The organism is Hymenobacter terrenus, assembly GCF_000972495.1.
In the GTDB taxonomy this organism is placed as follows: domain Bacteria; phylum Bacteroidota; class Bacteroidia; order Cytophagales; family Hymenobacteraceae; genus Hymenobacter; species Hymenobacter terrenus.
In genome coordinates this window covers 1-22,255 of the sequence record NZ_LATM01000002.1, presented here as the reverse complement: position 1 = coordinate 22,255, position 22,255 = coordinate 1, and the positions used below count along the sequence as shown (strand labels likewise).

Below are 22,255 nucleotides of genomic sequence, written 5' to 3'. Positions count from 1 at the left end.
AGGCAGCGTTGCCACCGGAACGCGGCTAAATTACGCAGCCGCCGCGCTCTTTTTTCTCTCTCCTACTGGTAATAAGGCATCATAAGCCATGCGCGTGCGGTCGAGGCTACGGTGACGCAACGCTAGTTGATGAATACGAGTCCGATAATTGGGCTCCTGCATGAGGGCAGCTAAACGAGCTAATGCCGCAGGCACGCTGCCCAGCTGGGTCAGGTCAAACACTGCGCCGCCTCTTTCGGCTTCCATAATGGCCGAGTCGTCGCCTACGCCGGGGGTCACCAGCACGGGTAGGCCGCTGGCCCAATATTCACCGATCTTTATCGCCGAGCAAAACAACCGGCAGGGCGCGGGCCGGATGGGCGAGAACGCAAAATCAGCGGCCGAGAGGTAGTCTGGCACTTCCGCGTGTGGGGCCTTGGTCACGAAGGCTCGGTCAGGGCCGAGCCCCACGGCGGCCAGCTTGCGGCGTACATCGGTCTCGGCATTAGGAGAGAGGATAATGAGGCGAAAGTCGGATCCAAAATAATCGGCAGCGGCTCGGAACAACTCAAACGCCTCTTGGTCATAGTAGATGTCGCCGAACTTACCTACGTAGATGCCTACTGTAGCGGTAGTGATAAAGCCCAGGCGTTGCCGCACGCGCTGTCCCGCTGCCACGTCAGGGGCAAAAGCCGCAGCGTCGACCGAACACGGCACCGTAACGATGCGACTGGCCGGCACCCCTTCGCGGATGAGTTGCTGGCGGTAGTTTTCGGCCACGGGCATCAGGCCTATGGCCAGCTGCTTCTGGCGCTTTTCCCAATGCCGCTGAAACAGGTAGCGAGGGTCATAAGCCCGCCACACGCCTGATTCGAGCATATAGTCGGCATGAGGCTCAAAGGATTCGACGTAAAATGGCAGCTTAGTTTTTTGCCAGACCAAATAAGCCAGGGCCCCAGCCGGGGCACCTCGCGCCAAAATAAAATCGGGCTTAAATGTCTCAACTTGCCTGAGCAATTCCTTCGGGAAGCGGGTAAAATCCTCAATTTTGTTGAGGATGACATTCCGGCCGGGGCGGGAGCGCAGGGGCTCAAAGGAAATTTTACCGGCCCGAAAATCGGTTTTAAATGTCAGCTCTGCTTGGGCATCAGGGCCGCGCTCAATCGTGACGAGGCGCACGGCTGCTACATCGGGCCGCTCCTGTAACAAGCGCAAGTGTGGGAATACTGTGGAAGTCGTCAGGCCGTCGTTCAGCCCCCAGTAACTTAGGAATAGGATGCGCATAAAAAGTTAGAGCAAGTTGGTTGCACTTGGGCCCATTATTAGAGGCAGCCCTAACCAACTATTGTTTTCATATGGCAGTTATCCTCGTTTTGAGAGAAGGAAGATGCTCAGTTTACGGCAAAGACAGTGGCCTTTACGGGAAAAATTAGTCAAATCAAAAGCCTCTTAGCCTTGATTAATCATAATATCGGCGGGTGAGTAGCCGAATTTGGCAAACTCCTGAGCCCAAAAATCGTTCCGATGCCGGTCCCAGGCATGAAAGCCCATTGGCAAACGGCCTTCATTTAGCTTCAGCATGATGCTAGGGTGATGATCGAAACCAAACATGAGTGCTTCAGTAGCTGAGGGCACCGTGTACCATCCAAACCGGTCTTGACAAATAATGCTCCAGAAAACATCTTCCTGTGAGGGGTAGTCATTGAGCCGGTGGTGAGTATTATTGCCTAATAGCATCCGCTTGGCATACGTTGGTAGCTGAACCAGCCCAGCGACAAACCCCTTGGAAAAACATTCCCTAACCAAGGTAGTCCAATCAAAGACAAAGCGAAATGAATGGAGTACCCGAAGGCTATCTGCTACCTTCCGGAGGGAAAATCCGCCGTTACCCACTCGCCACAATTCGGCTTGGTCAGGCTCAGGAATAAAGCCCTTAAACCAAGGCGGGCCAACGTAAGAATAGTTTTTAGCGCACCACTCTGGCAATGCATTATAAAACACGAATACATCCAGTTGACACACCAACATGAATTCGTATGCCGCAAACCGCTGAAAGAAATCCAGCGAGAGCATCAGCTTATTATAAGAACTGGTACTAGTGAAATATGAATCCGCAAACCGCTCTATTTGCACGGGCCGAGCCAATGACTCGCTTACATACCCACTAGTATTCAGCGACATTGGGCACGCCAGCACAAAGTCATACTGATGGTAAACCTTCGTTGATTGCCACCAGGAAATTTGCTCGCTTTCGGTCAGATTGGCAAATTCCTTATAAGCCGGCACAACTATCGCTACCCTCTTCTCCATTGCTATCCTAAATAAAGCCCAATCTGACGCATAAAACCCACTATCTGGCACTATTAACTAAGCGGCACTCATCGTTTCAGAATACCTACTATCCTGGGGCCGACTAAGCTTCGCAACAGTAATACCAACGTTGTTTTGATGCTCAAGCCGGAAGCGGCACGTCGGGCAAAGCGCAATGCTTGGCTACGATGACCATCAGCATAAGCATGAATGGCACAAAGGTAATAGACTCGTCCCAAGAGACGGCGGCGCTGGTCAGCAGTCAGAGTCAGATGCCGCCCCATCCAATCACCAGCCAAGTCAAGTCGACAAATAAGACCTTGGTTGTCAGACCGCATAGAGCGTTGGTCGTGGTCGTTCATAGTGAGCGTCACGGCATCCACGAGTTGCACCACTGCTCCATATTGGGTGTTTTGGAGCATAAACATCCAGTCCTCAACAGCGGCGTAGCGGCGGTCTTCCTCAAACTGATGGAGCGCAGGATTTTCGCGGCGTACACAGATATTGCAGGCCAATGCATTACCTCCGATAAAAGACTCAAAGTCCAGTGCCCCGGCAGGCAGCGAAGCCAAGTCGCTAGGCCGACGTTGTCCGTCGCGGTCAAAGTCGTACTTGGTTGCGATGAACTCGGGCCGTTGAGGCGCAGCCCCAATCGCAGCGTGCAGTGTGGCTAGGTGATTGGTGTGCAGCAAGTCGTCCGAATCCAGAAACAACACGTACTCGCCACGGGCCCGAGCAAGGCCATAGTTACGGGCGGCCCCACGCTCGGCATTTTCTTTGGGCAGATATTGCAGGCGCGGGTCCTGATAGCGGCCAACGACTTCGGCGGTGTTGTCGCGGCTACCGTCGTCCACCACTAATAACTCAAAATTAGTGAACTCCTGCGCCATTATCGACTCCAGAGTCAAGCCAATGAGGTCGGCTCGGTTATAGGTTGGAACAATGATGCTGAAGAACGGAGAAGCCATTGATAGTAGCGTTACGGCAATAATTTGTAACGGAGCTTAAGGTAATTCTTGCGCAATTTGTTTGGAAAGATCTGGTCATCAATAATCTTCAATAGATTGGGATGGCGGTCATACTGGTGAATGATGTTAGCACGACGATTGCGTCCATCTAGCAAATAGCCCTCCGCATCGTGCTGAAACGCAAACTCATGTCCCACGGTCAGAATAGGAGTATCATCGTTGAACAACTGTCGCACTGGTTGGATTGCCCCCGCATACAACAATTTATTATGAACTGCCTGGTCGGCACAATCGTAGGCATCATTCAGTGTGATGATGTCAGTGAGCAGAGTGTGTAGATAGCGTTTGATATGCGCTATCGGTCCTAAGGTTGTGCCGGCGCAACTTACGATTTTATCACCTAGTTCATCAAGTTTGGGCTGACCATAGCCGTTTCTCATCCAAGTGCTGTTGTAATGGCATTGGCCGATGATCTTTTCACGACTTTCCATTGCCACGTGCAACGCATCGGTAATGGGGAAATCGAAGGGGTCTTTCTGAAACACGACGTCGCGTGTGTCTGTCAGCAGCACATTGACAAACTTTGCTTCTTCCTTCAGAATGTAATCGTAATACAGAAAGTGGCGAAAGTTGTAGATATGTATCGGATTCGGCAGGGCTTTAAAGTTGTCTGGATGCGGGTCTGAGATATATGTGAATTGGTTTTGGTAGCGAATAACCTCTATCCCGAGGCTGCGCAGTTTGCTTAGCGTATTCGGGCCGGTATTGGGCCCCGCAAATAATACAACTTTACCGGTAAAGGGAGTTTTGAATAACGATTCAAAAAAACGCGCTAAATGGAAATAATTGTAGTTGTCGCTAATACCCAGAATTAAATTAGGTTTCATTAAGGTAGATTAAAAAGGTGTGATCAGACGGTGCAGCAACTGCCGTAACGCTTCGGGGTCAATTACCAAGTCAAGGTCATTAGAATCGTAGAGACCGGGCTTGACGATTCGTTGGCAAGGCAGGTTATAATAGGCTAAGTTAAGCGCTGAAGCTAAACAGTAGTAGCAATCATTAAGCACAAGCGTATTTTCATTCATCAACTCCACTACAACTGTTTGGGGAGTCATGAATAGCATATTAGTCAAATTGGCACCGTGTACTCCTACCAGCACAGCGGCATCCTGCATAGTACGCACTTGGTCCTCAAAGGACATGCCTTCGAAACTTACACTTTCGAAGCCGTATTGCCGCAGTATGGGCTCAATAGCTTCTTCGTTGGACAAGCGACGAATAGGCTGCTGGTTACGCGAAACGAAAATGCGCCGGTGGCTCTTTGATGGCATCAGATTCAAGGAATTCAGTATCGTTTCCCGAACCTCCTTGACCAGAGCGGGGTCTTGGCTGCCAGGTTCGGACACGTAATCTGGCATTGCAAGCTGCGAAACGGCGGCTACAACCCCTCTATCTAGTGGCAACAAACGGTCAAATCCAAACATCAGTGCTGTTTGCTTCACGTATGCTGGTACTGGAGCGGGCACCAACAACGGACAAGCGGGGTAGTGTCGCTGTAATACAAGCAGGCGGGGTAATGAATCTATCAACCAATGGTAATAATTCCCCACCGCGTAGTTTACGTGGGCCAATCCCACTACTTCATCAGCAGTGATTGGCAATGATGCTCGTGGGCCACTCCACTGCCGCAGCAAAAAACTCCCGCTAAATTCTTTGATCAAACCAGGTAATACGCTGGGAATGAAAAGCCTCAGATTACGGAATACTACGCCATGCCACGATACGTATACATTACGTAGTAGATAGAGCCGACGCTCCTTGCGGATAACCGCTCTGCGCAGTTGGGCTAAGTAAGGGCCCGGTAAATCATCAGCGTTGCGAGGCTGCAGAAATTGGAGCGGTGGCTCTGGCGGTAGCACTGACTGACCAAGATTCCGAGTCCAATCGGAGGTCAACGGACGCAAGATCCGTATCCACCAGTCTGAGCTACCCTTTAATAATGTATACAGCGTGGCTTTCATATTTTATTCCACCAACGGCTAGCGTCAACATCGTCATTAACTGTATTCCGAAAAGGCAGTCTGCTTGTATTAAAATTTGTTAAACATTTTATTATGGTGCATACAAGAAGAAAATAGGTATATTTTCTTCTTGCAATGAGTAGATTGTAGAAATGGGCAAATGAAGAAAGATAAGTCTTTAACCATTTGGCAACCATGCATTCTACAAGACCCACCCATCCGCTTGCTTAACTCAATACCCATTCTATGCCGAATCTAATAGACCTCAATACTACTAGTGTAGCGCTTACGAAGGCAATCGTTCTTAGCCCTATTCGCACCACTGGTAACTTCAATAATGATAAAACCTGCATGTCGATCAAGAAGGTTGCCAGCAAGCTTCCCAAGCCAAAAAGCAGAAGCGCTAGGTTCAGATTGTGAAATAGTAAACCAATTCCCAACCCTATCCCTCGAATTATTAATAGAGCAATGTTACTCCACAAGACGTATCGCTGTTTGCCCATTAAATTATAAATAGACGAGGTGGCTAGCGACATAAGCTTGAACACATAATAATAACCAAGATAACTGGTATATACCCCGGCCATTTCCCAGCGAATACCGAAGACCAATTTGAATATTATGTCGCCGTATACGGTTATGACGCCAAACGGCAACAAGCCCAGGTATAATAGCTTATTGTAAAGATTGAGTGTTAATCCAGGAAGTCTTTCTGGCTCATTATGATGTATTTCCGCAGCTTTTTGCCAGAATACTGGTAATATGGCACTGCCAATTAAGTTGATAGGAATTTCAAGCAAACTGACAGAAAATGAATACAGACCCACCGGCGTTGCCCCGAACCCCGAGCTTAGCACGTAAATTGGCAATTGTGTCGAAATGGTACCAACAAACCCTGCCGGTAGTACATACAACGGAAAATCTTTGTATTCTAAAGCGACGGCCCGTATACCAGCCCACGAAAATGTGCGCCATATTACACCATAAGCTCCTTGAATACGACCAACAGACAAACCAACGAAAGCAACAAGACGCGAAAAAAACTCTCCAATAAACAAGCCAGCTACATCACCACTAGACCACCAACCATAACCAACTGTAGCACCTCGTCCTATTAGAATAGTTGTTATATCCACCCCAACACGCTTTACAAATTGCTTTTCCCGCAAATACCAACCACCCGCTATAGTGGCTAGGTTGAAAAGCAATAGAAAAATGGGCAACGTATAAATGAGATTACCGATTGCTTCTACGTTCAACCACACCAGTAATTGGTGTCCTCCTAACAGCATGGCCAGTATAGTGAAGAGACAGGCCGCCAAAGTGAGGACTACCGTCAACTGCATCAAAGCATAAAACTTCTCCTGCGTTTTGGGAAGAAGGTAAGCACCGGTATAGGCAAAGGTAGATATCATTGCTAGGTTGCTAGCAATAGAGTTGAACACCGCAAACTCGCCATAAGCAGCCGGAGGATATATGCGAGACATCACCGGCGAGAACAAAAAACCTAAAGCAGTAGCAGCCGCAGTACCCGATAAGGTAACAGCAAAATTTTGTGCAAAAGAACCTTTTTGTCGTAAAGACTGCAGATTCTGTTGTACAAATTGCTGGACTCGTTTCTTCAAAACAAAAGGATATAAGTGAATGCTCTCAGCCTGGTTTGCTAAGGTACAGCCACAATGACTTGCTCGTATAATCCACTGGTTTTATGGCCATTCAGGCACTAGCCAGCAATTTATTAAGACAGGTGTTTATAACTAATAGCGCACTTTGCTACCCTGACAATTTTAATGCAGCGCTACAATTGCTGGGGTAATAAAGCGCGCCGTTATTGGTGCTGCTCGTGCTGATAATTCACCTTATGGCCACCTTTTAGCAGGAAGGCGTCGCGTTTAAATAGCTCCATATCGGCCTGCATCATATTCTGCACCAAGGCGGCCAGGTCATATTTCGGCTCCCAGCCCAACTTGGCTTTGCACTTAGCCGGGTCACCGATGAGCAGTTCTACTTCGGTGGGACGGAAGTACGCCTCGTCTACGCGGCATACCACGCGGCCGGCTTCCACTTGGTAATCCGCGTTGTGGCAAGCCACTACTTTACCAACTTCCTCAATTCCTTCTCCCGTAAACGCTACCTCAATGCCAACTTCCTCGAAGGCCATGCGCACGAACTCACGCACCGTGGTGGTAACTCCCGTGGCGATGACGAAATCTTCGGGGGTTTCCTGCTGAAGGATGAGCCACATTGCCTGTACGTAATCCTTGGCATGACCCCAGTCGCGCTTAGCGTCCAGGTTACCCAGCAAAATATCGTCGCGCATTCCCTGCGCAATCTGGGCCACGCCGCGGGTGATTTTGCGGGTCACGAAGGTTTCGCCGCGCAAGGGGCTTTCGTGGTTGAACAGAATGCCGTTGCAAGCGTACATGCCGTAGGCTTCGCGGTAATTGACCGTAATCCAGTAGCCGTAGAGCTTGGCCACAGCGTAGGGTGAGCGCGGGTAAAAGGGCGTGGTTTCGCGCTGGGGCACCTCCTGCACCAGGCCGTAGAGCTCGGACGTGCTGGCTTGGTAAATCCGGGTCTTTTTGGTGAGCCCCAGCAGGCGCACGGCTTCCAGGATGCGCAGGGTGCCCACGCCATCCACGTCGGCCACGTACTCGGGCGCGTCGAAGCTCACTTTTACGTGCGACATGGCTCCCAGATTATAAATCTCGTCGGGTTGCACTTCCTGAATGATGCGAATCAGGTTCGTGGAGTCGGAAAGGTCGCCGTAATGATTGGTGAGGCGCGGGTTTTTACGGCCATGCTCGTCCGCCATCAGGTGGTCGATACGGTCGGTGTTGAATAGCGACGAGCGCCGCTTTATGCCATGAACATCATAGCCTTTCTCCAACAGAAATTCGGTGAGGTACGCACCGTCCTGGCCCGTGATGCCGGTGATGAGGGCAACTTTCATAAGAAAACTGGTAACGGAAGCCGTAAGCTGGCCTCAATGAAAAGATGTAAAGTCGGGTTATGCCAAGACTTTGGTGAGCTGATTGGCTTGAAAAAGGAATTCCGTCGGGTGAGCCGCGTTGTAGTCGGCCATAAATCGGTCGGCCACCGCGAAGGCCGTGGCCAGGTCGGCGGCCGGGCCCGTTGCCGCTGCCACATGGCCGGTGAGCAGGGGGGTGTTACCCTTGTACTGGGGCCAGTTCAGCAGGCCAAAAAGGGCGCGCTTGAACGGGCGCAGGGGCCGCTTCAGCCACTCGGCATAAGGCACGCGCTGGCGCAGCAAGCTGCCCAGGTCGTTCCCAAAGCGCTTGTCGTAGTAATAGCGCATCCGCTCCGCTTCCTCGGTGCTGGCGCTACGGCCCTTGCCCTGATTCATCACCCGGAAGTTGCTCTGGGGGTTTTCGAGGCGCACGCTGAGCACGGCCGTGCTCCAGGCCAAGCTCACATTCAGGCCGGTGATGCGGTAGGTAAATTCGGTATCGACCTGCACCACGCCGGTATGAAACAGCCCCGTAAGCGCCAGCGACGTGCGCCGGATGAGCAGCGGCAGCCCAATCAGCCACACAACTTCCCGGTGGGCCAGCCACCGGCGAAAATTATCGGCCACATCGTCGTAGAGGGTCGCCGTATCCAGCTTTTCGAGGTGAATGAGGCCGGTGTTGCCCGTTAGCACGTCCACTTCGGGATGGGCCAGCATAAAGGCTTTGGCTTCGCCGATGGCCGGGTAGCAAAAGGCGTCGTCGTCAGTTATCACCTTCAGCAGGTCGCCCCGGGCGCGCAGCATGGCCTTGTTGAACCCGTGCGCCTCGCCCTTGTCGCGCTCCGATACATACTGCTGAATCAGGCCGGCCTCGAACAGCCCTTGCAAGTACTCGGGCGTGCCGTCCTTGCTCCCGCCGTCGGCCACCACAATTTCCTCGTCCGGCTGCCGGGCGGCAACGAGCCGCTCCACTACCTGTTTCAGATAAGGCAGCTTATTGTAAGTGGTGAGAACGTAAGAAAGGCTGTAATCCGGCACTTCTGGCTTGAAATTTAAATGAATCCGTGACAATAATTGCTCGTGCGTTTCTCGCGCTAGTACCCCAACTGTCTGGCGTAATCCTCCATTTTGGCGCGGGGCCGGATTTTGACCGGCTTGGCAGGAATCCCAATATAGATGGTCCACGGCTCGGTACTCTTGGTAATCATCGAGCAAGCACCCACTACGCTCCCTTCGGCCAGTGTCACCCCAGGCATTACCACCACGTTGGTACCAACGCTGGCAAAACGCTCGAATATTACCGGAGCATGGGTTATTTCATCTTGAAATTCGGCGGGGATGGTGGGGCCCACCAGCCCCACTCCCATGTGGCCGTCGCTGCCGCAGATGATACGTGAACCTGCGGCGATGGTAGCAAAATCGGCCATTTGCAACAGCCCTTTTGCCCCACCTATAATTGTAACGTAAGGCGCGATGTGAATATAATCACCAATTTCAGCTTGGGTAGTCAAATAAAAACCGGTGTCAATAGCGACATGCTGACCAACGGAAACCAACTGAGGCCGTCGGATTTCAACGTTGGCGCTAATGAAAACATCATTACCGCAACTACGCAGCAACGTTTTATCGTACTGTTCTGAAAGCGTTGACATGGTGACTGTTCTTGGATTTAAGGTTGAAATTAGTATGGATACACCGATTCGTAGTACTTCACCGTTTCAGCGATTCCGTCTTTGAAATCGGTAAATTGAAATTCGGGGAAGACGGTGCGAAATTTGGTATCGTCCATCACCTTGCGGGGAGCCCCATCGGGCTTGGTAGGGTCCCAGGCTAACCGGCCGTGGTAGCTGAACTGGGTCTGAATCAGGTCCACGAGGTCTTTCACGCTCAGGCCATCGTTCTGGGCCAGGTTGGTGGGCTGGTCGAGGCCCGGGCGGTCAGGGTTTTGCAGCACTTCCCACACCAGGCGGCCAAAGTCGGGGGCGTACAGCCACTCGCGCACCGGCTGACCGGTGCCCCAAATGGACAGTTCGGGCTGATGGGCACGTTCGGCCTTGACAAACTTCGAAATCAGCGCGTTTAGGGCGTGGGCCTTGTTTGGGTCGGTCGAGTCGTAGGGCCCGTACATGTTGGGCGTGAGCAGATGAATGCTGCGCACGCCGTCCTGCATGGCGAAGCATTCGGCTACGGCCCACAGCAACCGACGGCTCGTGCCATAACTCAGTACCGAGCGGTGCAAATGGCCATTCCACCACTCCTCTTCCCGAAATACGGTTGCAGTAGCCGGATAGGCGCAGTTGGCAATGGGGTTGATAACAATTGCCTTCGGGCAGGCTTGCGTTACGGCCTCGTACATCCCGAGTATCATGCGCGAATTATCGGCTACCACGGTGGCTGCCTGCTCCGTCACATAGTTCAGCGAGCCCACGTGAGCGGCGCAGTTCACGATAAAGTCGGGCTGGTGCCGGGTAAGAAAAGCCGTGGTGGCGGCCGTATCGCGCAGGTCCAACGGTCCCGACGCACGCGACGCGCCCACGACGGCCACGCCGTGCTGGCGTAGTGCCGCTGCCACGTTACGACCGGCAAAGCCAGTATCGCCGAATAAAACGACTTTCATGTCGGCCGGTGTATCTACCATCCTTGTTTGATTGTGTCAATTACATACTCCGCTTGCTCGGCCGTAAGGTCATCGTGCAGGGGAATATGAATCTGAGTTTTGTCGAAGCGACGCTGGCGAGTCAGTTCCGGGCGCTTGCCACCAAAAAGGGTATTGTGGTCAATACCATCATGCACTACCGAAGACGCTATTCCCTTGCTTTTCAAGGCCCGGATGAAGGACAGGCGGTTTTCGACGTGAAAGCCAAACAGCCAGTGGGCACTTTCACGGTCGGCCTGATGAGTGAAATGAGTGAGACCAGGCACATTCTGCAAACCGCTGTGATACTGCGCCACTCGGGCACGACGCACGCTCATGCGTTCAGCGAAGCCATCAAGGTTCGCCAAGCCGAGCGCGGCCGCGTAGTCGCTGAGATGGTACTTGTAGCCCACATCGGTGAGGTCGTATTCGCGCTCGCCTACTTCATTTATTGGCGAATGGGCCCGGTCGATGCCAAACCAGCGCCGACGGAAAACTTCACGGGCCCGCTCTGGGTCGCGGGCACAGAGGGCGCCGCCATCACCAGTGGTCAGGTGCTTGATGGCCTGGAACGAAAAGCAGGTAAAGTCCGAAATAGAGCCGATGGGTTGGCCCTGATAGGTAGCCCCCGGCGAGTGAGCCGCGTCTTCAATCACCACAAGACCGTGGCGGTTAGCAATGGTCTGAATCTCGGCCATATCGCAGGGATAACCGCCCCAATGCACAGCCATTATGGCTTTGGTACGCTCGGTAATACGGTGTTCGATGTCAGTAGGGTCAACATTGCCCGTTTCGTACTGGATGTCGGCAAAAACAGGTTTGGCACCTACCTGCACAACGGTAATGGCCGAGGCAATGAACGTTTGCGGAGCCAAAATTACCTCGTCGCCAGCGCCGACGCCGGCTACTTCCAAGGCTAGGTGCAGAGCACTAGTACCCGAGTTGAGCGCGGCCGGATGCAGCATACCCAGCTCGGCGGCCAAGCGGGTTTCAAATTCTTTTACCAGCTTGCCTTCACTTAAAAAGGTGCTTTGCAGCACGGCCGCAACGCGCTGTTGCGCGGCCGGGTGCACGAAGGTGCTGAACAGCGGCAGAAGTTGTCCGCCGGGAGGGGCCGGCGTACCAGTCAATAGCGATACTGGAGCTATATCAGCCATAATGGGAGAGCGTTGTGTTCGGGGAGGAAAAAGCAGTAGCGGCTATTGCAGCCGGCAAAGCGCCTAGTAACGCGTCGGCCAACAGGCGGGTATTATAGGCTGTCGACAAAACACCCTGCGGAGCCTGCCGCATAAATTCCTCAATCGCGGCTACGTATTCGGCGTAGCGAGCATAAGGCATTTCGGCCAAGTAGCGGTACAGTTCCTCGTGGGTGGCAAATTGCCGCCGGTCAATGTAGCAGGTCGGCGGTACGAGGTCGGCTGGCAGGTGGTCGCCCAAGTACACGGGCACGTTGGCGGCCGCTAGGCAGTCGAATAGTTTTTCCGTGAGGTAGCCGTTCAGCCCTTCGGTATTTTCGTAGGCAATGGCAAACTTGTAGCGACGCACGTACTCAATTTTTTCAAGGGGCGGAATGCTGCCCCGATACACGCGGTCGAAAATGCGTTGCCGACGTCGGGCAATGGCTCGCAGCACCACGCCCGGCAGCCAGCGCTTAAGCAAGCCCGCTCCACGGAAACTGGTGTACGTGTCGGGGTTCACGCCGCGGCTGAAAAAATCAAACTCGTCGGGGTGATGCGCGGCAAACCAGCGCAACGTGCTGAACCGCTCGTAAAGCAAGGAAGGCGAACCAGCGGGCGGCGGCATCACACCAAAGGAAGCTGCCGCCAAAATGCAAAGCTTGCGCTGAGAGAATTCTGCTTCGCTAACCGCCTGGGAAATTGGGTACGACTCAAAGTCGATAGCGTAGTGGTAACGAAAATACCGCACGTTATCGACCATGCGGGCATCATAAGTCAGGATGCGGTCGAAAACCGAGTGCCGGGCCGGCTGCCAGTTGGTAGGGAAATAAGTGGGCGGCTCCGAGAGCATTAGGCACAGCACCTGGCCCGCCGAGCGCTGGTAATCCTGAAAAAAATCGACCTGGTCCAGCGACAGCACCAGCACCGATTCCTGAGGCGGATGAATGTCCTGCGTTGCCAGCTCTACCCCATGCCGCCGCAGCTCATGGCGCAGGGCTATGAACTGGTACATGTCGCTTTTCATGCCCCCAATGGGTGCTCCCGAGAATATTGCATTGCCTAAAAGGGCCGCGTCGGGGCGAACAAACAACGTAGCTTTTAAAGGAAGGGTCATGGTAAACAGGCCTTATATTAAAATAGCGGGCTGCCGGTTGAGGCTACGCTAAATGAAGGTTTTTGCCCGCGCCGGCCAGGAAGTCCTGATAGACCGTTTGCAATCCAGTGGCCAGGTTGGTGCTGGCCCGCCAGCCCAGGTTCGCCAGCTTGCTGCTGTCCATCAGCTTGCGGGGGGTACCATCAGGCATGTCAGCATTAAAGCAAATACTTCCTTGATAACCAACTACATCAGCCACTAAATGGGCCAACTCGCCGATGCTGATATCGGTACCAATGCCCACGTTGATGGGGCCGGGCTCGTTGTAGTTCTCAAGCAGGAAATAGCAGGCATCGGCCAAATCGTCGACATGCATGAACTCGCGCCGGGGGGTACCAGTGCCCCACACCTCTACTTCGGGCAACTGCTGCAGATGCGCGTCGTGGAACTTGCGAATCAAAGCCGGCAGCACGTGGGAATTGTTCAGGTCGTAATTATCATTGGGCCCGTAGAGGTTGGTAGGCATGACCGAGATGAAGTTCGAGCCAAACTGCGAGCGGTAGGCGTCGCACATTTTCACCCCCGCGATTTTGGCGATGGCGTAGGGCTCGTTGGTTGGTTCGAGCAAGCCCGTCAGCAGGTATTCCTCACGAATGGGCTGGGGCGCCATTTTAGGATAGATGCACGACGAACCCAACAGCAGCAGCTTCTTCACCCTCGATTCGTGCGCCTGCTGAATGACGTTGCACTGAATCATCAGGTTAGAATAGATGAAATCGGCGCGATAGGTATTATTGGCATGAATACCGCCAACCAAGGCGGCAGCCAGCACAACGCAATCGGGCTGGTTTTCCTCAAAGAAAGCCCGCACGGCGGCCTGGTCGCGCAGGTCCAGCTCGGCCGACGTACGCACGAGCAAATTGGTGAAACCAGCCTGCTCCAGCCGGCGCATCATGGCCGAACCGACCATGCCGCGATGCCCGGCAATGTATATTTTATCGTTCAGATTCATTTAATAAAACTACTTAGAAAGCTCTGCAGACCACAAAGGTAGGTTGGCACCGACTAATTTTGCAGTTGGGGCCTGCGATACCGCGCCCATATATCGCCCAAACAGTAAGCCGTGTACCGCTGCTCAAGACAATGGTGACAGCGTGGAGTCGCTGGGATACTTGTTCTGCAGTCGCATCCGCCACCAGTACAATTTATTACGCGAGCCCACCAGCCCAGCACGGTAAAACAATAGCAAGTTCAGCCAGTCTAGCAGTATAAAGTATTTCTGCACAAAATAGTGGGTACATTCCCTATCGGCGGCCTTATCCAACGCTGTAATGACGTTCACGAAACCATCACGGTCAGTTGTCAAATCATTGTTCCGCCACTGGTCAAGAAAGGCCATTCTCAATTGTTAATTTGGATTTGACTTGCAACAACTCATTAGTTTTCACCTATCATACATACCAGTCGCTGGCGGAGTACGACTGTCTCGATTCCCGTACGAAAGCAATTTGTTACTTAGCTAAATAAACTGGCTAGTTTTGCAAATACATCCCACATAACGTAGGCATACAGACTATTCTGCTAAACAATCATCTACTTCGGCCTCGTTGGCGACGCGCCGGAACCCCACGCCGCCCATGCGGCGTAAATCTTGCGAATAGCGGAGGTGCGCGTCGGCCCCAGCGCAGCCAACACCTTAGTCCGCACTTGCTGGATTAGTGCTGGCTGTTTCCACAATCCCTGCCCGGTTGGCTCCGGCAGCATCCTAATATCAATACTAAATTCTCCTCGCGATTTTTTTTGCAATAGTAAATAATCTTCCTTCTCGCAAATATCGCACAGCTTTTAGCATAAATTCCTTATTCTTTTTCCTGCGCAAAATATCATATCCATCGAACCATGCAGCCTTGTCTAATTGGTGAAAATTCATTTTAATATCGGTTTCTATAATTTCTTTATCATGAGCATCAGCATGTTTATACAAATTATTGATTCCTTCAGCCACGTCTATACCCTGTCTTTTTGCTAATTCCATTAATTTCAAAGAGCCGTTTTGGCGCTCCGCTTCCCATTCAACGCTACCATATGTGTGCGAATCTTGTCCACTATGAATAAGAATAATTGCTGTAGTAAGAGGATTAAATACAATAGTGCCATAGCATGAAATCACCGGATACAAAAGTCTATCTGATTGAGTTGGGTGAACCTCATCAAGAATACCAACTGACTTCTGAAGAACGCTCCCTTCACACACCAAAGAAGAATAGTGAAACAGCGTAAACAATACACTTAAATTAAAAACATCGCTAGTATTATAGGTATTTAGCCCTGAATTCTTGAACCCGACCTTACCAAGGCTCATCGCTTTCGCTCGATAATTCTCCATCCCTCTTAATGAAGAAATTCCATACGATGCCATGTAATTACTAAAATATGCTATACTCTCTGGATATGCAGATAATGCATTTTGAGCCATTTCTAAATGATGCATATCCCACCAATCGTCATCGCATAGCATGGCCACATATCCCTTGTGCGTCTGGCTTAGTATCCATTTCAAATGCTTAAGTACTGGCAATTGTACATCTTGAAATACATACTCCACAGGCAATTCAGGAAATTCTTGGCATACGGCCTCGGAATTACGATTCAGGCCGTTTTCTGAAACCAATATTCGCGTAATTAAATCAGTACGAGTTTGAGCAGCTACGCTAGTTAGTGCGTTACGCAACAACTCTGGACGATTGAAAGCAGGAATAACAACAGTGAACATAGCGGCAACAAATAGTACACTACCTTAGTAGAGCAATGCGGCCAGATAATTTTGCAGCACCTCCACGATATAGTCGTAGTGTTCCTCATGTAGGCCTGGCCACACGCCTAACCAGAACGAGCGGTTCATCACTGTGTCCGTGTTGGTGAGGTCGCCTACCACGCGGTGTTCAATGCCGACGTAGGCAGGCTGCCGTAACAAGTTGCCAGCAAACAGCAGCCGGGTACCGATTTTGTTCGCTTCTAGGTGCTCTACCAACTCGGCGCGGTTAATAGGGCTGTCGTCGCGCAATGTAATTAGAAAGCCGAACCAGCTCGGGTCGGCGCCGGGAGTGGCCTCGGGCAGGATAAAGTGCTCCTCGAAGCGCTTCAGCTTCTGGTAGAGCAGGGCGTGATTTTCGCGCCGACGCTGCACAAAGAAATCTGCTTTATTGAGTTGGCTAAGGCCAATAGCTGCTTGCATATCGGTTACCTTTAGGTTGAAACCGATGTGTGAATAGGTATACTTATGGTCGTAACCATAGGGTAGTTCGCCTAGTTGCCAGCAGAAACGCTTGTTGCATGTATTGTCTTTACCGGGCTCACAGTAACAGTCTCGCCCCCAATCGCGGAAGCTCTCCGCAATCATTTTCAGACGGATATTATTGATGAGTACAGCGCCGCCCTCTCCCATTGTGATATGATGAGCAGGGTAGAAGGAGAGGGTGGCGAGGTCACCAAATGTACCGGTTTTCTGTCCGTTAAATGTAGCTCCCAACGAGTCACAATCGTCTTCAATTACCCAAAGATTATACTTTTTAGCCACCCGCATTACCTCTTCAACATTGAAAGGATTACCCAAAGTATGAGCCATCATAATGGCTTTTGTTTTGGGTGTTATGGCCTCTTCAAGTAGCTCAGCCTTTATGTTATAGGTGGGAATGTCCACATCGATAAACACTGGCACGCACCCAAACTGAATCATGGGGTTGACCGTGGTTGGGAAGCCAGCAGCTACAGTTATTACCTCATCGCCGGGTTTGATAGCACGGTCGCCAAGTTTGGGCGAGGTGAGGGTATAAAAAGCAACCAGATTAGCTGACGAGCCAGAATTAACCACAATAGATGACTTGCATCCAAACCACTTAGCTAATTTCTGTTCGAATTTAGGACCGAAGCGGCCAGTGGTGAGCCAGCCATCTATAGTAGCATCGACACCAAACATGAGGTCATCTGTGTCGATTACCTTACCAGTCACCGGGATATAATCTTGTCCTGGGATAATGGTTTTGCTAACATTAGGCAGGATGGCTTTTTCGAGATGAGCCTCTAATTCCTGATTGATATTCTTGTACTTCTGGTCGATTTTATACATAAGAGGGCTGCATAGGCAGCGACAAAGGTATGGTGGACTTTAGGAACCTGAAAACTGGTTGGTTTATGTTCCCTCCATTTCAAGGGGCTTGGCGAATGGCTCCATTTCGGTGATAGGCCGACCAAACGCAAGTTTTGGATAACAGTTGGTATGCGAATCGACCATCACCTGAAGCAAAGCTGGTTGTTCAGGGTCTTGCCAGAGCCAAGCAACTGCCTCATCCAAGCCATCAGATTCACTCACTGTTAAAGCCGGAATACCATAGGCAGCGGCAATTTCAACGAAGTCGGGGGCACTATATCCCCAAAATGTGCTCTGATAACGACCCTCAAAATAGGAATCTTGAAATTGACGAATCATGCCCAGGCAATTATTATTCAGCACGACTAGCTTAATGGGCAACTTATGATGGGCAATTGTTTGTAACTCCTGTATATTCATCTGAAAGCCACCATCACCCGCAATCATTACTACTGGCTGACGTCCCGAACCAAAGCACATTCCTATCGCAGCCGGCAAAGCATAACCCATACTGCCCAGCCCTGCCGAGGTCAAAAACAATTGCTTCGGTCCCAACTCTGCACTTTGGGCAGCCCACTGTTGGTGGTTACCTACATCAGCTACATAACCTATGGCTTTCTGACCAATACCTTTCGTAAGGCTATGCATAAATTTATTAGGGTTGATACCTACCACATCAGGTTGTTCTTTGGTATCGGCCCATTCAATTTGCAAGTCCCGCAATGTAGCTTGCCACTCAGTACGGGGGCTAAAATCATCGACATTATAATAGCAGCTAGCTAACTTAAAAAAGTCAGCTAGGTCGGCTACCACAGGCCGGCAACCTTTCACACGGTTATTTATTTCACCTGGATCACAATCAACATGGTATATAGTACGCCCTTCCTGAAAATATACTGTATCAGCCCCAGTTTGGCGAATGTCAAGGCGGGCTCCCAAGACCAAAATAAAATCGGATTTACCAAGTGCCATATTGGCCCAGCGGTTGCCATAAGACCCAATATATCCCACTCGCAATGGGTCGTTGTAGGCCATAGCATCAACAGCTAGTAGTGAGGCAACCACGGGAACCTGTACTAGATGGGTAAAACACCGAAATTCTTCTACTACAAAGGCAGCGCGGACTCCACGCCCAACCAAGATAAGAGGGCGGTGGGCAGCAGAGAGTGCTTGTGCCAACTCCTTAAATAAAGCCGCAGTAAGCTCGTGCGCAATGCGCTGGCGTGGTACTCTGATAATGGCTTCTGGCGTAGGAATGTCGCCTCGTTGCACATTCATCGGAATATCAATCAACACTGGACCTTGGCGACCTTCCAAAGCAATGCGAAAAGCATCTTCCAGTACTTGGGGTAATTCCAAGGAATCACGCACCTCAAAGCAGGCCTTGCAAACTGGCCGCGCCATGCTGACAATATCAGTTTCTTGAAAGCCAAGCTGGCGAATGGACCGGTCGCCCTTTAATTCAAATGTATTGACCTGACCTGTAATAAAAATACCTGGAGTAGTATCAAAATAGCATGAGGCAATTCCTGTGAGCAGGTTGGTAGCACCTGGGCCACTGGTGGCCATGGCGACACCCGGTACACCTGTTACCCTACCATAAGCATCGGCAGCAAAAGCAGCCGACTGCTCATGGTGCATACTGACAATATCAATAGAAGTAAGCTGATGTAGTGAGTCGAGCATGTGAGTAATCATGCCCCCCGACATTTCAAATACAGTAGTGACGCCCTGCGCCTCTAAAAATTGTGCAATATAATCGGATGCTTTCATAAATTTAAATGGGAGGCATGATAGCCAGCTTAACCTGCTTGTTTAACAAAGGTAAGACAAGCTGCCAGTGCGAGAGGTAGCGGCGTTTGTTCGATAGAACCAAACACGCTCTCAAACTTTCTAGAATCGCCCTCCATATGCATTACCTGGCCTGGCCGATAAGGAATAGCACCGAAATCTGCCGTAGTGGACACACCAGCTAGTTTTTGCAAGGTTTCCACGATTTGCTTGAGTGTAGTGGAGCGATTAGCGCTAATATTGTAGACACCACTCAAACCCTGGGTGGCAGGAAGCGTTTGTATAATAGCTCGTGCTAGGTCACTGGCAAATAGATAGTCGTATCGCTGCTCGCACTTAGTTAGAGCGGGGGACTCGTGCTTGAGAAAGCTACTTGCTACGAATGAAACGAACCAATTGGGGTCTTCACGCGGCCCAAAGACTGCAAAAACCCGGAGCCAGTACCAGTCAATCTCCTTTGCTTGACAAAATGCGCGCACTACTGCTAGTGTTGCCAGTTTTACCGCGCCATAAGCCATAGTCGGGTTAGCAGGGTAGTTTTCGTCAATCCGACCTTCAAAGCTGCCATATTCAGCTTGTGAACCTAATACTATTACTTTCTTCAATGGCCCACCGGCCATTATCTGTATTAGTTGCTGAGTAAATATAAGGTTGCTGAGTTGGCTTTGCCAATCATCGCGCTGACCAAAACCGACTCCTAACCAAGCAGAATGCACTAAGCATTCTGCTTGGTAATCCGCTAGCTGTTGCTCCCAGCCTGGATTCTCAGTATCAATCCACTGCAATTGCTCTGCAGTAGACACCACTCGCCACAGGTCGGAATTTTTCCGTCGCAAAGCCACTACCTCGTAGCCCTTTGCTATCAATTCCTCAGCCAGGTAAGAGCCAATAAAGCCGGTAGCACCTGTTAGGACAACGCGCTTTGGCTTCATGCTCCCGGCGAACAATATGCCTCAATGTCTGCCCTTACCAGTTCGGCTGCATTCTGGCCACTGCCTAAAGCCCTATACCATGATATTGTACTATTAATAGAATCTACTGCGCTGTAGCGAGGAACCCATCCTAGCTCATTGATGGATTTACTAATATCAAGCTTCAATAAGCCAGCCTCGTGCGGTTGGCTTACTAAGGTGGGGATTTCGTAGCTGCCGCCTCCCCAAGCTTGCAAAGCAGTATCAGCCAAGTCTCTTACAGGTAATGTGTCCTGTAAGTGCGGGCCAAAATTCCAGGCACCACTATAGTGGACAGGGTCAGCTGCGAGACGGGCTCCTAGCAGCAAGTATCCTCCTAATGGTTCCAGCACGTGCTGCCAGGGGCGCACGGCAGCAGGGTTGCGCACCTGCACAGGTTTTCCAGCATTAAGCGCTCGTACAATATCCGGAATGATGCGGTCCTTTGCCCAATCGCCGCCACCTATCACATTGCCAGCCCGACCAACAGCTACGCCTTTCTGGTGTTGTGAATAGTCACGCGGATTAAAAAATGATTGTGTATAACAGTTAATTACCAATTCTGCGCAGGCCTTGCTTGCGCTATAAGGGTCGTAACCACCTAGGCGGTCCGTTTCACGATAGGGATAGACCCACTCCTGGTTTTCATATACTTTATCAGTTGTAACTAACACTACAGTACAGGGCTTAGCTAACCGACGCAGCGCATCAAGGAGATTGGCCGTGCCAATGGCATTCGTAGCAAAAGTTTCAACTGGAATGTTGTACGACAGGCGCACCAAGGGTTGTGCTGCAAGGTGAAAAATAAAATCAGGCTGAAAGCCTAACAGTACTTCTTCAAGTCGAGTGCGTTCATTCAGGTCTCCAATGACCGATTCGCATAGCTTGTCGCCGTTCAATAGCTGATATAAGTTAGGGTCACCGTCTGGAGCTAAGGCATATCCCTTAACATCAGCTTCTAAAGAGTGCAACCAATAAAGCAACCAAGAGCCTTTAAAACCAGTATGGCCCGTTAGAAAAACTTTTTTTCCGGCGTAAGTTTCACGCAATAAAGCCCCGGTCAATCCAGTGGCCGGGAAAGCCGAGGGCGCTACCATATTTTCCAAAGTGCTTGATTAGAAGTCCAACTCTGATCTAGCTCTACTTTGTCGCGTAAAGTATCCATTGGCTTCCAAAAGCCGTGGTGTTTGAAAGCTTGCATCTGACCATCGCGAGCGATGCCCTCCATCGGGCCACGCTCCCAAATCGTGGAGTCACCTTCCTTTATATAATCAAGAACACCGGGCTCGCACACAAAAAAGCCACCGTTAATCCAAGCACCATCGCCCTTCGGTTTTTCAGCAAACGAATGAATTGTATCATCAGGACCAAGGTCGAGCGCTCCGAAACGCCCACTAGGTTGCACAGCTGTAACGGTACATAAGCGGCCATGCCGTTTGTGAAAAGCTACTTCAGTTGTGATGTTAATGTCTGATACCCCATCGCCATAAGTGAGGAGAAACGGCTCATTGTTCAAATGTGGCTGGACTCGTTTGATACGGCCGCCGGTCATTGTTTCTAAGCCAGTATCGACGAGTGTGATTGTCCAGGGTTCGGCGTAGCTATCGTGGACTTGCAAGGAGTTCTCCTTTAAGTTGATAGTAACGTCGGATTTATGTAAGAAGTAGTTAGCAAAATACTCCTTGATTACATAACCCTTATAGCCGAGGCAGACAACAAAGTCATTAAATCCGTGAGCCGAGTATATCTTCATAATATGCCACAAAATAGGCATATCACCAATTTCTACCATTGGCTTAGGCTTGAGTACGGTTTCTTCTGAAAGGCGGGTACCAAGCCCACCCGCGAGAATGACAACTTTCACAATTTTTTTACTAAAATGTAAGCCAAGCTTTACCGCGACAGACATGCTGCAGCCAAACCTTGGGTAGGCAAAGATAGGGCTGATTCGTAACCAACACGCGCAAATTAGTGGTATTGCTTATGTAAACTCTTCTTAGCACTCTACGATGCTTCTGGCCCTTTACTACTTCAATTTTCCTCGCCAACTATGCGTAGCCAAGGCAGAGTCAATTTAAGCAATACCTGCCAAGAAGCCTGTTTTGTTCCAGTGTGTGTCGCTAGACTGATAGACGTTGACTGATTGCAACTGTAAGTGCCGTAGCGTCTGACCTCCTCCCATTTACCAGGCCGACCAGAAGTAGAGCATCAG

The 22,255-nt window shown here is 50.8% G+C and carries 19 protein-coding genes; all 19 read right to left on the bottom strand.

From position 1 onward, the window contains the following. Positions 1 to 30: 30 nt before the first annotated feature. Positions 31 to 1,263 (bottom strand): glycosyltransferase, encoded by a 1,233-nt coding sequence (locus WX88_RS04640; protein WP_052732351.1) that lies wholly within the window; start codon positions 1,261 to 1,263, stop codon positions 31 to 33. Between the two features lie 165 nt (positions 1,264 to 1,428). Further along, positions 1,429 to 2,265 carry a DUF5672 family protein gene (locus WX88_RS04635; RefSeq protein WP_231590631.1) on the bottom strand — a complete coding sequence of 279 codons (837 nt, stop codon included), beginning with the start codon at positions 2,263 to 2,265 and terminating at the stop codon, positions 1,429 to 1,431. A 92-nt stretch (positions 2,266 to 2,357) separates the two neighbouring features. Then, entirely contained in the window at positions 2,358 to 3,257 is a 900-nt protein-coding gene (locus tag WX88_RS27215; protein WP_052732350.1) for a glycosyltransferase family 2 protein, read from the bottom strand. A gap of 11 nt (positions 3,258 to 3,268) precedes the next feature. Continuing rightward, positions 3,269 to 4,144 carry a hypothetical protein gene (locus WX88_RS04625; RefSeq protein ID WP_046243185.1) on the bottom strand — a complete coding sequence of 292 codons (876 nt, stop codon included), beginning with the start codon at positions 4,142 to 4,144 and terminating at the stop codon, positions 3,269 to 3,271. 9 nt (positions 4,145 to 4,153) lie between these two features. Beyond that, positions 4,154 to 4,978, bottom strand: a complete 825-nt coding sequence (locus tag WX88_RS04620) for a glycosyltransferase family 61 protein (protein WP_197076673.1) — start codon at positions 4,976 to 4,978, stop codon at positions 4,154 to 4,156. 527 nt (positions 4,979 to 5,505) lie between these two features. Beyond that, a complete protein-coding gene (locus WX88_RS04615; protein WP_072052938.1) occupies positions 5,506 to 6,903 on the bottom strand; it encodes a lipopolysaccharide biosynthesis protein in 1,398 nt (465 codons plus the stop codon). A gap of 203 nt (positions 6,904 to 7,106) precedes the next feature. Next, positions 7,107 to 8,231, bottom strand: a complete 1,125-nt coding sequence (gmd, locus tag WX88_RS04610) for a GDP-mannose 4,6-dehydratase (RefSeq protein WP_046243182.1) — start codon at positions 8,229 to 8,231, stop codon at positions 7,107 to 7,109. 57 nt (positions 8,232 to 8,288) lie between these two features. Further along, complete coding sequence (locus WX88_RS04605; RefSeq protein ID WP_046243181.1) at positions 8,289 to 9,287, bottom strand: glycosyltransferase family A protein; 999 nt, start codon at positions 9,285 to 9,287, stop codon at positions 8,289 to 8,291. A gap of 56 nt (positions 9,288 to 9,343) precedes the next feature. Beyond that, complete coding sequence (locus WX88_RS29855) at positions 9,344 to 9,901, bottom strand: acyltransferase (RefSeq protein ID WP_046243180.1); 558 nt, start codon at positions 9,899 to 9,901, stop codon at positions 9,344 to 9,346. Between the two features lie 29 nt (positions 9,902 to 9,930). Then, on the bottom strand, positions 9,931 to 10,866 hold the full coding sequence (locus WX88_RS04595; RefSeq protein ID WP_046243499.1) for an NAD-dependent epimerase/dehydratase family protein: 936 nt from the start codon (positions 10,864 to 10,866) through the stop codon (positions 9,931 to 9,933). Between the two features lie 14 nt (positions 10,867 to 10,880). After that, the gene (locus WX88_RS04590; RefSeq protein WP_052732348.1) at positions 10,881 to 12,041 is read right to left on the bottom strand and encodes a DegT/DnrJ/EryC1/StrS family aminotransferase; all 1,161 of its coding nucleotides are present in this window, start codon (positions 12,039 to 12,041) and stop codon (positions 10,881 to 10,883) included. After that, positions 12,034 to 13,176, bottom strand: coding sequence for a glycosyltransferase family 10 domain-containing protein (locus tag WX88_RS04585; protein WP_082115847.1), 1,143 nt, complete (start codon positions 13,174 to 13,176; stop codon positions 12,034 to 12,036). The genes WX88_RS04590 and WX88_RS04585 overlap by 8 nt, the downstream gene beginning before the upstream one ends. Positions 13,177 to 13,219: 43 nt before the next feature. Continuing rightward, positions 13,220 to 14,167: a GDP-L-fucose synthase family protein gene (locus WX88_RS04580; RefSeq protein ID WP_046243178.1), complete on the bottom strand. Its 948-nt coding sequence runs from the start codon at positions 14,165 to 14,167 to the stop codon at positions 13,220 to 13,222. Between the two features lie 765 nt (positions 14,168 to 14,932). Beyond that, positions 14,933 to 15,928, bottom strand: coding sequence for a glycosyltransferase family A protein (locus tag WX88_RS28565; protein WP_072052937.1), 996 nt, complete (start codon positions 15,926 to 15,928; stop codon positions 14,933 to 14,935). 24 nt (positions 15,929 to 15,952) lie between these two features. Next, positions 15,953 to 17,281 carry a lipopolysaccharide biosynthesis protein RfbH gene (gene rfbH / locus WX88_RS04565; protein ID WP_046243175.1) on the bottom strand — a complete coding sequence of 443 codons (1,329 nt, stop codon included), beginning with the start codon at positions 17,279 to 17,281 and terminating at the stop codon, positions 15,953 to 15,955. A gap of 63 nt (positions 17,282 to 17,344) precedes the next feature. Beyond that, positions 17,345 to 19,075 carry a thiamine pyrophosphate-binding protein gene (locus WX88_RS04560; protein WP_046243174.1) on the bottom strand — a complete coding sequence of 577 codons (1,731 nt, stop codon included), beginning with the start codon at positions 19,073 to 19,075 and terminating at the stop codon, positions 17,345 to 17,347. A 29-nt stretch (positions 19,076 to 19,104) separates the two neighbouring features. Further along, positions 19,105 to 20,025: an NAD-dependent epimerase/dehydratase family protein gene (locus WX88_RS04555; protein ID WP_046243173.1), complete on the bottom strand. Its 921-nt coding sequence runs from the start codon at positions 20,023 to 20,025 to the stop codon at positions 19,105 to 19,107. After that, positions 20,022 to 21,140 carry a CDP-glucose 4,6-dehydratase gene (gene rfbG / locus WX88_RS04550; RefSeq protein WP_046243172.1) on the bottom strand — a complete coding sequence of 373 codons (1,119 nt, stop codon included), beginning with the start codon at positions 21,138 to 21,140 and terminating at the stop codon, positions 20,022 to 20,024. Before rfbG ends, WX88_RS04555 begins: the two co-directional genes overlap by 4 nt. Further along, entirely contained in the window at positions 21,134 to 21,907 is a 774-nt protein-coding gene (rfbF, locus tag WX88_RS04545) for a glucose-1-phosphate cytidylyltransferase (RefSeq protein WP_046243497.1), read from the bottom strand. Before rfbF ends, rfbG begins: the two co-directional genes overlap by 7 nt. Between the last annotated feature and the right edge of the window lie 348 nt (positions 21,908 to 22,255).

What these genes read in the sequence shown, in the direction of transcription:
- WX88_RS04590 (WP_052732348.1), bottom strand. Translation starts at nt 12,041, where the DNA reads ATGGCTGATATAGCTCCAGTATCGCTATTGACTGGTACGCCGGCCCCT.
- WX88_RS04580 (WP_046243178.1), bottom strand. Translation starts at nt 14,167, where the DNA reads ATGAATCTGAACGATAAAATATACATTGCCGGGCATCGCGGCATGGTC.
- WX88_RS28565 (WP_072052937.1), bottom strand. Translation starts at nt 15,928, where the DNA reads ATGTTCACTGTTGTTATTCCTGCTTTCAATCGTCCAGAGTTGTTGCGT.
- WX88_RS27215 (WP_052732350.1), bottom strand. Translation starts at nt 3,257, where the DNA reads ATGGCTTCTCCGTTCTTCAGCATCATTGTTCCAACCTATAACCGAGCC.
- WX88_RS04560 (WP_046243174.1), bottom strand. Translation starts at nt 19,075, where the DNA reads ATGAAAGCATCCGATTATATTGCACAATTTTTAGAGGCGCAGGGCGTC.
- WX88_RS04555 (WP_046243173.1), bottom strand. Translation starts at nt 20,025, where the DNA reads ATGAAGCCAAAGCGCGTTGTCCTAACAGGTGCTACCGGCTTTATTGGC.
- WX88_RS29855 (WP_046243180.1), bottom strand. Translation starts at nt 9,901, where the DNA reads ATGTCAACGCTTTCAGAACAGTACGATAAAACGTTGCTGCGTAGTTGC.
- rfbG (WP_046243172.1), bottom strand. Translation starts at nt 21,140, where the DNA reads ATGGTAGCGCCCTCGGCTTTCCCGGCCACTGGATTGACCGGGGCTTTA.
- WX88_RS04595 (WP_046243499.1), bottom strand. Translation starts at nt 10,866, where the DNA reads ATGAAAGTCGTTTTATTCGGCGATACTGGCTTTGCCGGTCGTAACGTG.
- rfbH (WP_046243175.1), bottom strand. Translation starts at nt 17,281, where the DNA reads ATGTATAAAATCGACCAGAAGTACAAGAATATCAATCAGGAATTAGAG.
- WX88_RS04640 (WP_052732351.1), bottom strand. Translation starts at nt 1,263, where the DNA reads ATGCGCATCCTATTCCTAAGTTACTGGGGGCTGAACGACGGCCTGACG.
- WX88_RS04585 (WP_082115847.1), bottom strand. Translation starts at nt 13,176, where the DNA reads ATGACCCTTCCTTTAAAAGCTACGTTGTTTGTTCGCCCCGACGCGGCC.
- gmd (WP_046243182.1), bottom strand. Translation starts at nt 8,231, where the DNA reads ATGAAAGTTGCCCTCATCACCGGCATCACGGGCCAGGACGGTGCGTAC.
- WX88_RS04625 (WP_046243185.1), bottom strand. Translation starts at nt 4,144, where the DNA reads ATGAAACCTAATTTAATTCTGGGTATTAGCGACAACTACAATTATTTC.